Source organism: Roseiflexus castenholzii DSM 13941 (assembly GCF_000017805.1).
GTDB classification, from domain to species: domain Bacteria; phylum Chloroflexota; class Chloroflexia; order Chloroflexales; family Roseiflexaceae; genus Roseiflexus; species Roseiflexus castenholzii.
The window spans coordinates 3,466,222-3,480,398 of record NC_009767.1 but is presented as its reverse complement, the minus strand read 5'-3'; the positions used below and the strand labels follow the sequence as shown (position 1 = coordinate 3,480,398).

The following is a 14,177-nucleotide window of genomic DNA, read 5'->3' as shown; positions in this document are numbered from 1 at the left end:
GTAAACGCAGCGAGGAATCGGCGCGGGTCGCGCACGCCCCCTTACGATTGACGATGCCGCATACTGGTCATTCCGAGCCCTTCGCTTCGCTCAGGGTAAACGCAGCGAGGAATCGGCGCGGGTCGCGCACGACCCCTCGCGCTGCTCGGGGTGACAATGCCGGATGGTCACCGGTCATTGGTATCATACGCTGGATCTTTGCGCATTGCGCTCTCGCGCGCACCTCTGCAAAAGGCATGGGGATGAGAGGGAGATCGTGAAAGGGACCTACCTGCTCATTCTGCGGCTTGACCGCGATATCGCAGGGTTGCCCGTCGGTAAACTCGGCGCGCTGGACTTTCCTGCCGGGTATTATCTCTATGTTGGCAGCGCCTTTGGACCAGGCGGATTACCGGCGCGTCTGGCGTACCATGCTCGGAAAGATAAGGTGCGCCCGCACTGGCATATCGACTATCTGCGCACCCATAGCCACCTCGAGGAAGCCTGGTGCGTCGCCTGTTCGGCGCGACTCGAACGCCTGTGGGTCGATGCGCTGAGCGCTGCGCCGATGGTTCAGCCGATCGCCCCGGGTTTTGGCGCAAGCGACAGTCGCTGCACAAGTCACCTGTTCTTCTCTGCCGTTCGACCGCCGCCGCGCGTTTTGACCGATACGCTGCTTCAGTGTGTCGAACGGATGCCGGTTTGTGTGCAGCAGTTGAATATTGAAATTCACACGTTCGACAGCCCATGACCGATAATCGACCACAACCTGTCGATGGCGCACCCGACGTCGCCGCCATCCTCGAACAACTGCGCGCTGCGGTGCGCGCGCAGCACGAAGCTCGCCGGCAGATTGGCGACGACACGCTCCATCGCGCCTTGCAACGCAGCCTCGACGACCTCGAAATCACACGGGTGGTCAGCGCGCACTGGCCCCTCATCGGGCGCACCCTACCGCAGAAGGTGATGGCGCTGATCAACAAAATCGTGCGGCGCTACCTGCGCTGGTACATTAATCCAATCGTCGAGCAGCAGAATGCGTTCAACGATGCCGCTGCACGCACCCTGCGCCTGCTGGCGGAGGCCTACCAGGAACTGGCGCATCAGGTGGCAGAGCAGCAGGAAACCGAGACGCAGACACGCAACAAAGGGAACGAGACACAGGGCGACAATGGCGCCAATGAGCGCGCCCCGGAGGAGCATTCTGCTGCTGAGATCGATCCTGCGAGTGCGCCAAACCATGCCGATCTCATGGCGCAGGTGCGCGAACGCGCGGCTTCGGAGCCTCCCGCGCGCTTTATCGAACTGGAATTGCTCGATGCGCTGAATCACGCACAATCGCGGCAAACCGTCACAGCCCACTGGACTCTTACCGGGCGCACTGTCGCCGAAAAGGTGATCGCACTGCACAACCGGGTAGTGCGCCAATACCTGCGCTGGCTGATCAATCCTATCGTTGAGCAGCAGAACGCCGCCAATGAAGCGTTGACCGCTGCGTTGCGTGCGTTGATCCGCGTTGATGCCGCCTCGCGCGCTGAGATCGCTGCGTTCCGCGCTTCTCGCCCGGCAGTTCGCAGGTAGTGGACTGTGAGCATTCCCCGTGTTGTCACGCCGGATGTCGCCTCTTTCCCGCGAGGGAGCGCCGTTGATGCTCTTCGCCTGCGGGGAGCGTTCAAGGGCGGACAGCACGCCCCTCATACCCTGCCCCTCTCCCGCGCGGGAGAGGGAAGACCGGCGCCACGCGCGGACGTTCCACGGTGGGAGTCCCACGGTGGGAGTGCCGGTGTTCGCTCGGATGTTCTGTCTGCCCTTAAAGCAGGGAGATCAGGGGCAGGGGGCGAAACCGACTCGTGGCAGGCGCTCCTGGATGGCATGTAGGATAGCGCGGATAATTGACTTAAGTCGTGGATGACTGCCCGGCAACAGCCTCGGTGCGCGGGCGGCGCTGTAAGTCGGCTCTCATTCAATAGTGCTATGTCCGACATCATGACCATCGTTGTACCCTGGTTTGGTCCCGATACGGCAGGCGGCGCCGAGACGCAGGCGCGCCAACTGGCTGCGGCGATCCACGCGCTCGGCGCGCCGGTCGAGGTTTGGACGACCGACGGGCGCGATTCGTTCAGTCCGCCGGCTCCATACTATCGCACAGGCCCCGACGTCGTCGATAGCGTGCCGGTGCAACGTTTTCCCCTCACACCGCCGCGCCCCGCGCCCTGCGATCCGTACATTCCCGCAGCCGTGCAGCGCGCCAGGCTCCCTGCCGACTGGATCGACTTTCCCGATCACGAACGGCGCTTGCTGGCGTCGCTGCTATCGAGTGATGCGCTGCTCGACGCTATTGCCGCAGAACGTGACCGGCGGCGATTCATCTTCATACCCTATCCGTTTCCAACGACCTTTTGGGGAACATTGCTCGCCGGAGAACGCGGCTATCTTTTGCCATGCCTGCACGATGAACCGTATGCCCGGTACAGCACCTATCGCTGGATGTTTCGCCACACCCGGCGCGTGCTTGCGAACAGCCCTGCCGAACGTATGCTTGCGCTGCGTCTCTACGACCTTCCGCCTGATCGGGTTGTCATGGCGGGTGAAGGGATCGACCTGACGCCGCGCGGCGATGGCGCGGCATTCCGTAAAAAATATGGACTACACGGTCCGGTGCTGCGCTATGCCGGTCGGCGCGACGTCTCAAAGAACTTTCCCATGCTGCTGATGTACCTGCGCGAATACTGGGCGCGCCGGAAAACACCGCTGACCCTGGTGCTGACCGGACGCGATCCGGTGGACATTCCGCCGCCGCTCAGGGCTATCGTCCTCGATCTGGGGGACGTGAGCGTACAGGAGCGCCACGATGCCTATGCTGCCGCCGATGTCTTTATTCAGCCTTCGACTTATGAAAGTTTTTCGATTGTGCTGATGGAGTCGTGGTTGCAGGGGGCGCCGGCGCTCGTCAATGCGCGCTGCGACGTTACTCGCGAGGCCGTCGAGGCAAGCGGCGGCGGGTTGAGTTTCGACGGCTTCGCCGAATTTGCTGCTGCACTTGATCTGCTGCTGGAAAATCGTGCGCTGCGGCGCGCGCTCGGAGCGCGTGGACGCGCCTGGGTGTTGGAAAACTGCCGCTGGGAAGACGTGGCGCGGCGAACGGTGGCAGCAGTGATGGAAGATGGAACCTGAACATCCGCGCAGTTATCGAAAGCCGTACCACTGGAAGATTTGTCATGCAGGTTGAGGCGAAGGCGTAAAGAAGGAAGGCGTATCGATTGCGGATGTTTGCGTCAACCTTTTCGAGAAGTGTGACATGAACCAGACCGTCCCCCCCGTCGCTATCGGCTTCAATGCGCGCCTGTTCCCGATCAACTGGCGCCCGGTGTCGCATGAGATCGCGTTTGCACGCGGGCTTGGGTGTGACTGCATCCAGATCCACGGGCGGGAGCAGGGTATCGATGCGGCATATCTCGGCATGTCGCTTGCAGCCGTCGGCGACATGCTTATCAGCAACGATATGTCCGCCGTGATGGAAATTGTCGTGCGGGTCGGGGCGAACGGGCGCACCGCTTCCGGTGTAACGCCGCTCGACGTGCTGCGCAATAACCTGGATGCTATTCGGCGGTTGGCGATTCGTCATGTGCACTGGCACTTTGCACCGGCAACGCGCCTGACCGACGCCGAACTGTGCGCGCTGGAGGCGATGTTGATCGACACCCTGATCGTGGGAGCCGACATGGCGCGCGCCAACGGCTTTACCCTTGCGTTGGAACACAACGAACCGGATGTGCCGCTCTTTGCGCGGATCGAGGCGATCACACAGGCGCTCGAAGCGGCGCCCGAACTCGGTTTCGTATGGGACCTGAACCATACCCCAACCAATGAACTTAACGACTGGCTCGATCTCGCGCCACGCATGACGTTGCTCCACGTCTCTGATACACCGCTGCCGGCGGTCAACCATCATCTGCCGCTCGGTCAGGGCAGCATCGACTTCGAAGCGCGCTTTTGCGAACTAAGGGAACGAGGATATCGTGGGGCAGCCATTCTCGAAATCGGTGGCGTTCCTAAATCAGGCGGCTTCGGGCGCGACACCGACGAAGCACTGTGCGACTCGGTCGCGCGGTTGCGGCGTGCAGTGTGGGGGCGATACTCTGCTATGATATAGGAAGAAACGTCGTTGTGGCGGGTCTCAGATCCGTCCGACGAAGAAAGGAGGCGCCCGTGAAACTATCACCCGCCAAAGTCGAGCAACTTGCGGCGGCGCTCGTCGATTACCTGGCAGAAGTGGACGGCATCATGTTTCGTGGCGACGACAGTCAGTTGCGCCTGGCGGTGCAGCAGATCATGACCGACGAACTGATGGTCGAAGAACTGCTCGACGCCGAGATCCACAAGATGTTGCAGGCATACAAGTACGAGATTACGATGGGCCGCCTGAGTTACGACGATCTGTTCAAGAAGACCAAGCAGCGCCTGGTGCGTGAGCGCCGCCTGGTGCTGTGATCATTCCCCGCTCCAGCGGTAGAGCCGCCGGTACACGTCGTACTGGGCAATCACAGATTTGACATAATTTCTGGTCTCGAAAAAGTCGATCCGCTCGGCGAAGAGGTCCGGGTCGATGATCGGCGCGCCCCCCGACCAGCGCCGCGCGTTGCCGGGTCCGCCGTTGTATGCCGCGAGCGCCCCCTCCAGGCTCCCGTTCATCGCTGTGATCTGGCGGCTGATATAGAACGCGCCAAACCGCACGCTGAGATCGGGCCGGTAGAGGTCTACTTCGCGGAAGCCGGATACCCCCAATGCCTGCGCGATCCCCTGACCGGTAGCAGGCATCACCTGCGCCAGCCCGCGCGCTCCAGCCCATGAGGTTGCCGCCGGGTCGAAGGCGCTCTCCTGGCGCAACAGCGCGAACATGAACGCCGGATCGACGCTGAACTCACGCGCGCGCGCCAGCACGACCGGCGTGAACGGCACGGGGTAGAGGAGCCGCCGGAGCGCCAGAGGCGCACTCGCCGAATCACCGCCGGGCGCCAGGCGCACCAGGCGATTAGCCGCGCGCAGCGCCACGCTGGCAGCGCCGTGGTCGTGGGCATAGCGCCCCAGCAGATAGAGCGCGTAGGGGTCGTCGTCGCGCGCGGCAAGGGCAACCGACCATTCCGCCATTGCTTCGACCCGCAGGTTAAGCGCGTCGAGTTCGAGCGCGCGCTGCACAGCAGGATCGCCCGCCGGGTCCGGCACGTCCGGCGGCGGCGCGCCAGCCCATGTGGCAAGCCACTCCTCGACGGCGCGCCAGTCGTCGGCGCTGATCGGCGCATCGAGCGGTAGCGCGCCAGTTTCCTGGCGGTTGAGGAGGGCGCGCGCGCGCGCGGCGGGATAGGAATCTGGCGCTGCGATAATGATCTGTTCCAGCGCCGCGCGACCCGCATCCGTGTCGCCGGTGGCAAGCGCCGCGCGCGCTGCCCAGTAGCGCGCGCGCAGCGCCACACTCCCCGACGTGGCAGATGCCAGTTCTTCCCATACCTGCCGCGCTTGCACCGTTTGTCCCGACACGAACAGATGCAACCCTCCGGCGAACCAGGCTTCTTGCGCCAGCGGCAACGCCGGGTAGCGTCGTCCCAGGTCGATACGCTGCTGTGCCGCAGCATCCGCATTGCCAAGCCGGTCGAGCAACAGCGCTGCGCGACGCAGCGCCTCCGGCGCGCGCGGGTCGTCCGGCCACGCTGCCGCAAAATCACGATACCCCTGAATAGCAGACTCAGTGGCGCCACTCTGCCCGACGGTCTGAATCCGGTCGAGGCGCGCCTGCACACCGGCGTCGCTTTCGCCAGCGGCGGCAATTGCAGCGTCGAACCCTTCCAGCGCCGCCGTAAAGTTTCCCAGTTCCCGCAGCGCCAGCGCCCGTCGTCGCAGCAGATCGGCGCGCTGTGTCGCATCGGCGCCGGCAAGCGCCGCATCGAGCGCAGCCAGCGCGTCGGACCAGCGTCCGTGCGCTTCGTAGACGCGCGCGACCAACTCAGGCGGAAGGGCAATCTCAGGATCGGCGCGGAGTCGATCCACTGCCGCCAGCGCCGCCGGCAACCCCGGCGCACGTTCGAGACCCTCGACCAACCACGTGCGCGCCGTTGCCACATCTCCCTGGGAGCGGGGCAGATCGGCAAGTTCGATCAACAGGCGCGCGCGGTACTCCGGCCGCTGTGCCAGCGCCAACAGTTCGGCGGCCAGTTGCAACGCCGCATCGTTCTGCCCCAGGGAGCGGCGCGCGCGGATCGCTGCCTCATACGCCGCAGCGCGCTGCCCGCGTGCAATCGCGCTCCGCGCAACCGTCTCGTACCCCGCTGCGGCATCCTCAAGACGACCGAGCGCCCCTTCCTGCGCTGCCTGACGCATTCGCGCATATGGCGCTGCGGGGGGATCGAAGGCGCGGTACTGCGCATACGCTGCAACCGCCGCTGCGTGCGAACCAGCCTCCTCGTGACTGCGCGCGATCCAGAACCATGCCCGCGTCGTCAACGTATCCTGCACGCCATCGGCAACGAAGGCAGTGAATGCCTCGAACGCCGATGTCCAACGTTCACGGAGGGCAAAACTTTCCGCCAGGTAAAAGCGCGCCTCCCTCCCGACCGGCGTCCCCGGCGCAGCGTTCATGGCAGCGAAGAATGCCTGGGCAGCCGCGTCGTAATCACCGGCAGCGCGCCGCTCCAATCCGCGCGCAAGCAGGTCATTGGGAGAAGCGGCGGGGAACACCGTGGCATCAGGCGCCGACGTCTCAGAGGAACGTGTACCATCGGGTGTCGCCACCTCTGACGCGAGCGGCGTCGGGATCGACGTTTCCAGCGCAGGTATGGGGGCTTCCGGCGCACAGGCAACCAGCGACACTGCCAGCGCCAGCGTGCAGCATAGGCGATGCATAATGGTATTGTACCACACGGGTTGGATAGGGAGGAGAGCGTAGCGTGCGGAGATGTCTCACCTTACTCCGCTCCGCCATTCATTGGTGACCATCACCTCTGCCACTTGACCAGGCTGCTTTGTTATAATGCCCTGGACGGTCATGGAACGAAGGAGCAGATAAAGATGGGCTGGACGCAGCGCAGGATCAATACGTTTCTGTTCGTGCTCATCCTGATCGGTTCACTGGCGGCTCTGGCTGATGTGCTGATGCGCGATGCTCTCCTGATGACGCGCGTGGGATATGCCGTCGCCGCCGCATCTACCGGGATATTGCTGATCGCCTACAGGCGCGGCTGGGAGTATGCTCGCCATCTGATGGCGCTTGGAATCGCGCTGGTGATTGCTGCGTTTATCAACGAACCATACATTTCACAGCAGATGGACCTCTTGCACGCGGTTCCCATGGTGATAGCGCTGGTGCTCACCGGTCCGCGCTGGTTGCTGATCAATGCGGCGCTGCTGCTGGTCATCCTGCTCGTTCGCGGCGAGTGGAGCGGCGTGTACACCAAACCGGTCAACCTGGCAGCCTATGCGGTGCTTGCCGGCGGCATGGCGCTCAGCCGGCTGGCGGTGGACAACGCACAGCGTCTGGAAGCGGCGCGTCGGATTGCCGAGGAAGAACGAGAGCGCGCGGCGAATGCGCTGACGCTCGCGCAGCAACGTGCCAATGAACTGGAACGACGCAATGCCGAACAGGAGCAGTTGCTCCGGTTAATCTCGGATCTGGAAACACCGGCGATCACGATTGCCGATGGCGTGCTGTTGGCGCCGGTGGTGGGTCGTCTCGATGCGCGTCGCGCGCAGGCGCTGAACAAACGGTTGCTGGAGACCGCCGCGCGCCAGCGCGCGCGACTGGTTATCCTCGATATTGCCGGCGTCTCGCATGTTGATGAGTCGGTCGCCAATAGTCTGATTCAGACGGCGCAGGCGCTGCAACTGATCGGCTGTCGAGTAGCGGTCAGCGGCATTTCCCCTGCGGTTGCCGCGCTTCTGGCGTCTTTAAGTATAACGCTTCCCGACCTCATCACCTGCCGTTCGCCACAAGATGCACTGACATTGCACCTGTGAAAAATGGTATAATCCGTGTAACCTTCATTGTAGCGAGATGCTTTTATGCGGATTGCCATTTTTACCGAGACCTTCCTGCCCAAAATCGATGGTGTGGTCTCGGTGCTCTGTCTCGCGCTGCAACACCTGTACGACAAAGGGCACCAGGTGTTGCTCTTCGGTCCTCCCGATATGCCCGAAACGTATGCCGGGCATCGCCTGGTGCGCACCGGCGGACCCCGGTTCTGGCTCTATCCCGAACTTCGGATCAATTTGCCAAGCGGCAAAATTGTGCGCGAGCTGCGCGCATTTCAGCCTCATCTCGTCCATGTTGTCAATCCCGCCTTCCTTGGTCCTACCGGCATCACACTCGCAAAGATGTTCAATCTGCCGCTGGTCGCGTCGGCGCATATGGACATCACGAGTTATACGACGCACTATGTCGGCGCCTGGGGAGTTCCCATCGCCTGGTGGCTCTTTCGAACCGGTCACAATTTTGCCGATCTGAACCTGGTGCCGTCAAGCGCCATGCTCCAGCAGGTGCGCGAACGCGGGTATCGGCGGGTGCGCTGGTGGCATCGCGGCGTCGATACGGAACGGTTTCGTCCCGATCTGCGCAGCGATGCGATGCGTGCGCGACTGAGCGGTGGTCGTCCCGATGACTTCCTGGCAGTCTATGTCGGGCGGATCACGCGTGAGAAGAATGTTCACCTGCTGCGCGACGCCATCTGCGGAATAGAGGGGGTCCGCCTGGCGCTGGTCGGCGGCGGACCTGAACTGGAACAGATGCAGTCGCACTTCGCCGGCACAGGAACCGTGTTTACCGGCTATCTGCGCGGCGACGATGTGGCGGCTGCGTATGCCTCGGCGGATGTGCTGGTGTTTCCATCAACCAGCGAAACATTTGGCATGGCGCCGCTCGAGGCAATGGCGTGTGGTCTCCCGGTCGTTGGCTCAATGACTGGTGGCCTGGTCGATACCTTGCGCGATGGAGTCAACGCGCTGGTTTACGATCCGAATGATCCGATGCAAATGCGTGAGCGGGTGCAGTCGTTGCGCGACTCGCCCGACCTGCACGCGCGGCTGCGTCAGGGGGCGCTCGCTCATGCGCGCAGTCGCCGCTGGCAGGCGACCATGGATCAACTGGTTGGGTATTACGAACTGGGAATCCGCTACCATCGCCAGGCGCAACTGCGGCGACGGTTGCGGTTGATTCGTGCGCCGGTATGAACGAGACAGAACAGGTCACGCTGGTCCGGGTGCGCGGAAGGTTGCGCGATATTGCGTTGCCGTCGCGGTGCCCCGCCTGTGGCGCCGCCGCAGGCGTTCCGTTGCGTGTAGAGCGCGTCTTTGTTCGTGAACATCGTCGTCAAGGCGTTATCACCCACACAACCCGCGGTGTGACAACATATCACGTCGCTTCGATCAGTGTCCCGTTTTGCACCGCCTGCGCTGCACGTCATATGGCGGAACGCGCGGCGACAGAATCTCCACCGTCTCCCTTGCGAACAACTGTTGCCATGTACGGCGTCGTGGCGCTTGTCGCACTTGCGGCTGCGCTGGTTTTCGCTGCATTTATCTGGAACGAGATTGCCGGCGGATGGCGGCCCACACTGACCTTCGCTGCCGCAATTGCGTCAGGTTGTGCGGTTTTCGCCGGTTGGTTCGTTGTGCAGGCGGTGAATGCATGGCGCGCCAGCACAACGCCGCCGCCAACGTCCATTACGGCGGCGTTCGATTTCGGCGACCGGCAGATGCGCCGGTTTGAGCCAGAATGGCGCGAATATCGTCTGCGCAACGCGGGTTATGCCCGTGCCTTCACTCAGGCAAACGCCGCTCGCCTGTGGGACGACGAAGGTCCGCTGGCGCTGCGCGCTGCGCGCTTTCGCCGCATCGCCGGTTCGCTACGGATTGCGGCGGCGGCGGCGCTGATTGTGGTGTTCGTGCTGCTTGTGCTTCAGGCTGGCGCCCCCTGATCCTCAGCGCACAGGGCGGCTTCCGCCAAACAGCGCATGGCCGGCGCGCACCCAGTAGACATCAACCCCCGCAAAACCGGCTTCCTCCAGCCAGCGTAGTTGATCGTACAACCGCGATGGGGTGTCGTATGGGATGGGATCGCTGTCCGGGTAGCGGTACATGTTCCACTGCTCACGCTCGAACGCTTCAAATCCCGCCAGATTGCCATCGAGCGCCAGCGCGCGCTCACGCACTGCATGATCCCATTCAGCAGCTGCAAGAGCAATACCGCGTTCGTCGGCGGGTTGCACCAGGTCGGCAATGATGAGCACGCCGCCGGCGCCGAGCATGGCAAACAGATCATGGTAGAGTTGCCGTTTGCCGTCATCGCTCAAATGATGAATTGCCAGTGATGAGACGATAGCGTGCGCGCGCGTCTCAGGATCGCGCCAGTCGCGCGCCGCCAGATCGAACTGCCGGACGCGAAAGCGTTCGCCATATGCCGCGAGGCGTGTTGCCGCGCGCTCGAGCATGGTCGGCGACGCATCCATCCCGACGATGCTGGCAGCGGCATGGCGTGTCAGCACTTCTTCACAGAGCAGCCCTTCGCCACAACAGAGATCGAGCGCCAGCCAGGGTGTGGCGCGTGGCGGGATGAGACTGCCTATCATGCGAATCTGATCCTCACGGTTGGGAACCGCGTAGCGCCCAAGATCAAGAAAGACGGCCGAGTCGCGTTCACTCCATCCTTCGGCATTGTTCATGCTCCCCTCCTGTAGTGTGGCTCTGATTTATTGACGTGATCACAGAAGCCAAAGCCCTGAGCGTAGCGCAGGGGCAGCATCTGCCTCCTTGGACCCTTCGCTGCGCTTCGCAACGCGGGCGCGGGCGCGGGGTGCGGCACCGGCAGCATCTGCATCCTTGCCAAGACCCTTCGCTGCGCTCAGGGTGACACTTCACCCCTCACCCCTCACCCCTCTCGCCTCTCGCCCCTCATCCCTCTTGCCTCCCCCCTCTCGCCTCTTGCCTCCCCCCTCTCGCCTCTTGCCTCACCCCTCTCGCCTCACCCCTCACCCCGTGTCTCTCCACAAATGCGAGATAAATCTCGCGCTACGCTATTGCCGGGCTTCTCTCGCCGCTCGCCTCCCCCCTCTCGCCTCTTGCCTCCCCCCTCTCGCCTCACCCCTCACCCCTCGTCTCTCCACAAATGCGAGATACATCTCGCGCTACGCTATTGCCGGGCTTCTCTCGCCGCTCGCCTCCCCCCTCTCGCCTCTTGCCTCCCCCCTCTCGCCTCACCCCTCACCCCTCGTCTCTCCACAAATGCGAGATAAATCTCGCGCTACGCCATTGCCGGGCGTCGCTCGCCGCTCGCCCCTCGCCTCGCGCCTCTTGCCTCCCCCCTCTCGCCTCTTGCCTCACCCCGCGTCTCTCCACAAATGCGAGATAAATCTCGCGCTACGCGATTGCCGGGACCCTCTCGCCGCTCGCCCCTCGCCTCGCGCCTCTTGCCTCACCCCTCTCGCCTCTTGCCTCACCCCGCGTCTCTCCACAAATGCGAGATAAATCTCGCGCTACGCGATTGCCGGGACCCTCTCGCCGCTCGCCCCTCGCCTCGCGCCTCTTGCCTCCCCCCTCGCGCCTCTTGCCTCCCCCCTCGCGCCTCTTGCCTCCCCCCTCGCGCCTCTTGCCTCCCCCCTCGCGCCTCTTGCCTCACCCCGCGTCTCTCCACAAATGCGAGATAAATCTCGCGCTACGCGATTGCCGGGACCCTCTCGCTGCTCGCCCCTCGCCTCGCGCCTCTTGCCTCCCCCCTCGCGCCTCTTGCCTCCCCCCTCGCGCCTCTTGCCTCCCCCCTCGCGCCTCTTGCCTCCCCCCTCGCGCCTCTTGCCTCACCCCGCGTCTCTCCACAAATGCGAGATAAATCTCGCGCTACGCCATTGCCGGGCGTCGCTCGCCGCTCGCCCCTCTCCCCTCCCGCTGTCACGCCGAGCGCGTATAATACCACATGCTATGAACAGACATGTCTCAACACTCACGATTACGCTACCCGACTGGCTGAACGCGCGACTGACAGCGCCAATCCGGTTGCCGAGCGACGAAGACCGAATGCGGTTCGTCATCGACTTGGCGCGCACGAATATCGCTCAGGGCACAGGTGGACCGTTTGCAGCAGCGGTGTTTCGCTCCGATGATGGAGTGCTTGTGTCTGCCGGCGTCAATAGTGTGACGCGCCTCACCAATGCGGTGCTCCATGCTGAAGTGGTGGCGCTGATGTTTGCTCAGGCGCGGGTGGGCGCGTACACGCTGCGCGCTGCCAATACATCGTATGATCTGGTCACCTCCTGCGAACCATGTGCCATGTGCCTGGGCGCGATCCTCTGGAGCGGTGTACAACGCCTGGTCTGCGGCGCCACGCGCGACGACGCCGAACGCATCGGTTTCGACGAAGGACCGGTCTTCCCGGAGTCCTATGCCTACCTGGAACGACGCGGCATCACCGTCGTGCGCCAGGTGCTGCGCGCCGAAGCCGCCAACGTGCTCGATCACTATAGGCGTAGCGGTGGAGTCGTGTACAACGGCTGACGTTATCACGACACTCCCCCTTACTTCCGAAAACTCTGGCTGTGCGAGGAACAAATTCTGTCCCTTGCTTTGGAGGACCGACAGAGTTGTCGCGTTTGTGACGTATTATCGGGTTATACTGAATAGGAACGGTCATATGGAGCATGGAGCACAGAGCGTATTGGCGCTATTCCCGGTCTCTATCAACCGGGGAGGAGGAGCGTTTGATGGCACAGCCAACCGAAGCGTTGCCATTCCCAGACATGTTTCAGCGTTTTCGCAGCACCATCGGCGATCATGCATTTCGTGGTCTGGTGCTGGTTGGCACATTGCAGGCGGATACGCCATCGTTATTGATCGCCGGTCTCAACCCGGAGCGGGTAGCGTTTTTGCTCACCGATCAGTCGCGTGAAAAGGGGTTGGTCGCCCAATGCCGTGCCCGGCTCGAACAGGTCGCCGATCAGGTGTCGCTGCGCTGTTTGCCAGACGCATGGTTCTGCCCGAATGGTGACCATTCCAACGTGTTGAGCGTCTACACCGGGTTGCGGGCAGTGCTCGATCGGTGGAACGACCTGGAGCGCCACGAGATCGCAGTGGACCTGACCGGCGGCAAGGCGACGATGACAGTCGGGTTGGCGAAGGCGGCGCACGTGCTGCGCCTGGCATCGGTCTATGTCGATAGCGACTATGCCGATAATCGTCCGATTCCGGGAACACAGCGCCTGGCGACGCCAGAAGACCCCTATCTGGTTTTCGGTGATCTGGAAGCGGCAGAGGCGTGTCGTTTGCACAATCATCACGATTACGCCGGCGCCGAACGGGTCTTTCGCGATCTGGCGCGCCGCGTGCCGGACAAGCAGGACTATGCGATCTACGCCGATCTGTCGGCGGCGTACCTGGCGTGGGATAGTTTTGTGCCACAGCCGGCGGCTATGGCGCTCGACCGGGTGCTAGCGCACAACGTTCTGCCCGACGCGCTTCAGGCGAGGCGCGTGACGCTCGAAGCGCAGCGGCAGGCACTGACACAGTTGACCGCTATCAATCAGTGTCTGACCAATCGCCACTCACAGGCGGCTGATGCGCTCGCCGCGCTCAATGACCTGGATCAGGTTCTAGCGCTGCTCGGATCACTGCATGGCGCGGCGCTGCGTCGCGCAGCACAGGAACGCTACGATGTCGCGGCGCTGATGCGCTACCGCTGCCTCGAACTGCTCTCGCAGCATCGCCTGGCGACGTATAGCGTCTGGACGGCAGCGCCTTCATTCGATGCAGCATTGCAGCGCGTTCCCGATCTCAACCAACAGTACCGTCAGGCGCAGTGCGAACAAGGGTTTCGCAAGGTGTACGACCTGCCTGAACGCTCGATTGCGCTCTTCGAGGGGTATATGCTGCTCCAGGCACTCGACGATCCGCTGGTGCGCGAGTGGGACATTGGACTGGTGCGCCAGCGATCCTATGTGCGCAACACCAGCATTCTGGCGCACGGGTTCCGCGCGATTTCACGCCATGAGTATGAGCAATTCGCCGATATTGTCGAGAACGTGCTGGATCGCTTCTTCACGATTGCCCAACTGCCGCGCTACGAATGGGAGCAGACATATCACTTCGTGACACTGGCCGTGTAATACCAATAACGATTGACGATGCCGCATGCTGGTCATTCCGAGCCCTTCGCTTCGCTCAGGGTAAACGCA

General features: G+C 63.0%; 12 protein-coding genes. 10 read left to right on the top strand and 2 right to left on the bottom strand.

Annotation, left to right across the window (positions count from 1 at the left end; all coding sequences use genetic code 11):
* Positions 1 to 256 precede the first annotated feature (256 nt).
* The 5 genes from RCAS_RS13890 (at position 257) to RCAS_RS13865 (ending at position 4,470) form a co-directional block, all read left to right on the top strand.
* Positions 257 to 730, top strand: a complete 474-nt coding sequence (locus RCAS_RS13890) for a GIY-YIG nuclease family protein (RefSeq protein ID WP_232280021.1) — start codon at positions 257 to 259, stop codon at positions 728 to 730.
* Positions 727 to 1,560: a hypothetical protein gene (locus tag RCAS_RS23390; RefSeq protein WP_012121189.1), complete on the top strand. Its 834-nt coding sequence runs from the start codon at positions 727 to 729 to the stop codon at positions 1,558 to 1,560. The genes RCAS_RS13890 and RCAS_RS23390 overlap by 4 nt, the downstream gene beginning before the upstream one ends.
* A 393-nt stretch (positions 1,561 to 1,953) precedes the next feature.
* Complete coding sequence (locus tag RCAS_RS13875) at positions 1,954 to 3,153, top strand: glycosyltransferase family 4 protein (protein ID WP_157042649.1); 1,200 nt, start codon at positions 1,954 to 1,956, stop codon at positions 3,151 to 3,153.
* 124 nt (positions 3,154 to 3,277) lie between these two features.
* The gene (locus tag RCAS_RS13870; RefSeq protein WP_012121187.1) at positions 3,278 to 4,132 is read left to right on the top strand and encodes a sugar phosphate isomerase/epimerase family protein; all 855 of its coding nucleotides are present in this window, start codon (positions 3,278 to 3,280) and stop codon (positions 4,130 to 4,132) included.
* Positions 4,133 to 4,188: 56 nt separating this feature from the next.
* Positions 4,189 to 4,470 (top strand): DUF507 family protein, encoded by a 282-nt coding sequence (locus RCAS_RS13865; protein ID WP_012121186.1) that lies wholly within the window; start codon positions 4,189 to 4,191, stop codon positions 4,468 to 4,470.
* On the opposite strand, the gene RCAS_RS13860 is transcribed toward RCAS_RS13865, so the two are convergent.
* Positions 4,471 to 6,873 carry a transglycosylase SLT domain-containing protein gene (locus tag RCAS_RS13860; protein WP_012121185.1) on the bottom strand — a complete coding sequence of 801 codons (2,403 nt, stop codon included), beginning with the start codon at positions 6,871 to 6,873 and terminating at the stop codon, positions 4,471 to 4,473.
* 165 nt (positions 6,874 to 7,038) lie between these two features.
* Here RCAS_RS13860 and RCAS_RS13855 point away from each other — a divergent pair, with 165 nt between their 5' ends.
* The 3 genes from RCAS_RS13855 to RCAS_RS13845 are packed head-to-tail and all read left to right on the top strand — an operon-like array spanning position 7,039 to position 9,938.
* Entirely contained in the window at positions 7,039 to 7,983 is a 945-nt protein-coding gene (locus tag RCAS_RS13855) for an STAS domain-containing protein (RefSeq protein ID WP_012121184.1), read from the top strand.
* A gap of 45 nt (positions 7,984 to 8,028) precedes the next feature.
* The gene (locus tag RCAS_RS13850) at positions 8,029 to 9,192 is read left to right on the top strand and encodes a glycosyltransferase family 4 protein (protein ID WP_012121183.1); all 1,164 of its coding nucleotides are present in this window, start codon (positions 8,029 to 8,031) and stop codon (positions 9,190 to 9,192) included.
* Positions 9,189 to 9,938 carry a hypothetical protein gene (locus RCAS_RS13845; protein WP_012121182.1) on the top strand — a complete coding sequence of 250 codons (750 nt, stop codon included), beginning with the start codon at positions 9,189 to 9,191 and terminating at the stop codon, positions 9,936 to 9,938. Before RCAS_RS13850 ends, RCAS_RS13845 begins: the two co-directional genes overlap by 4 nt.
* A gap of 3 nt (positions 9,939 to 9,941) precedes the next feature.
* Here the strand turns inward: RCAS_RS13845 and RCAS_RS13840 are convergent, their stop codons facing one another.
* On the bottom strand, positions 9,942 to 10,682 hold the full coding sequence (locus RCAS_RS13840) for a class I SAM-dependent methyltransferase (protein ID WP_012121181.1): 741 nt from the start codon (positions 10,680 to 10,682) through the stop codon (positions 9,942 to 9,944).
* Between the two features lie 1,249 nt (positions 10,683 to 11,931).
* On the opposite strand from RCAS_RS13840, the gene RCAS_RS13835 reads away from it, so the two are divergent.
* Positions 11,932 to 12,504: a nucleoside deaminase gene (locus RCAS_RS13835; protein ID WP_012121180.1), complete on the top strand. Its 573-nt coding sequence runs from the start codon at positions 11,932 to 11,934 to the stop codon at positions 12,502 to 12,504.
* Between the two features lie 206 nt (positions 12,505 to 12,710).
* Positions 12,711 to 14,108 carry a TIGR02710 family CRISPR-associated CARF protein gene (locus RCAS_RS13830; RefSeq protein WP_012121179.1) on the top strand — a complete coding sequence of 466 codons (1,398 nt, stop codon included), beginning with the start codon at positions 12,711 to 12,713 and terminating at the stop codon, positions 14,106 to 14,108.
* Positions 14,109 to 14,177 lie beyond the last annotated feature (69 nt).

What these genes read in the sequence shown, in the direction of transcription:
- RCAS_RS13850 (WP_012121183.1), top strand. Translation starts at nt 8,029, where the DNA reads ATGCGGATTGCCATTTTTACCGAGACCTTCCTGCCCAAAATCGATGGT.
- RCAS_RS13875 (WP_157042649.1), top strand. Translation starts at nt 1,954, where the DNA reads ATGTCCGACATCATGACCATCGTTGTACCCTGGTTTGGTCCCGATACG.
- RCAS_RS13870 (WP_012121187.1), top strand. Translation starts at nt 3,278, where the DNA reads ATGAACCAGACCGTCCCCCCCGTCGCTATCGGCTTCAATGCGCGCCTG.
- RCAS_RS13830 (WP_012121179.1), top strand. Translation starts at nt 12,711, where the DNA reads ATGGCACAGCCAACCGAAGCGTTGCCATTCCCAGACATGTTTCAGCGT.
- RCAS_RS13845 (WP_012121182.1), top strand. Translation starts at nt 9,189, where the DNA reads ATGAACGAGACAGAACAGGTCACGCTGGTCCGGGTGCGCGGAAGGTTG.
- RCAS_RS13855 (WP_012121184.1), top strand. Translation starts at nt 7,039, where the DNA reads ATGGGCTGGACGCAGCGCAGGATCAATACGTTTCTGTTCGTGCTCATC.
- RCAS_RS23390 (WP_012121189.1), top strand. Translation starts at nt 727, where the DNA reads ATGACCGATAATCGACCACAACCTGTCGATGGCGCACCCGACGTCGCC.
- RCAS_RS13840 (WP_012121181.1), bottom strand. Translation starts at nt 10,682, where the DNA reads ATGAACAATGCCGAAGGATGGAGTGAACGCGACTCGGCCGTCTTTCTT.
- RCAS_RS13860 (WP_012121185.1), bottom strand. Translation starts at nt 6,873, where the DNA reads ATGCATCGCCTATGCTGCACGCTGGCGCTGGCAGTGTCGCTGGTTGCC.
- RCAS_RS13835 (WP_012121180.1), top strand. Translation starts at nt 11,932, where the DNA reads ATGAACAGACATGTCTCAACACTCACGATTACGCTACCCGACTGGCTG.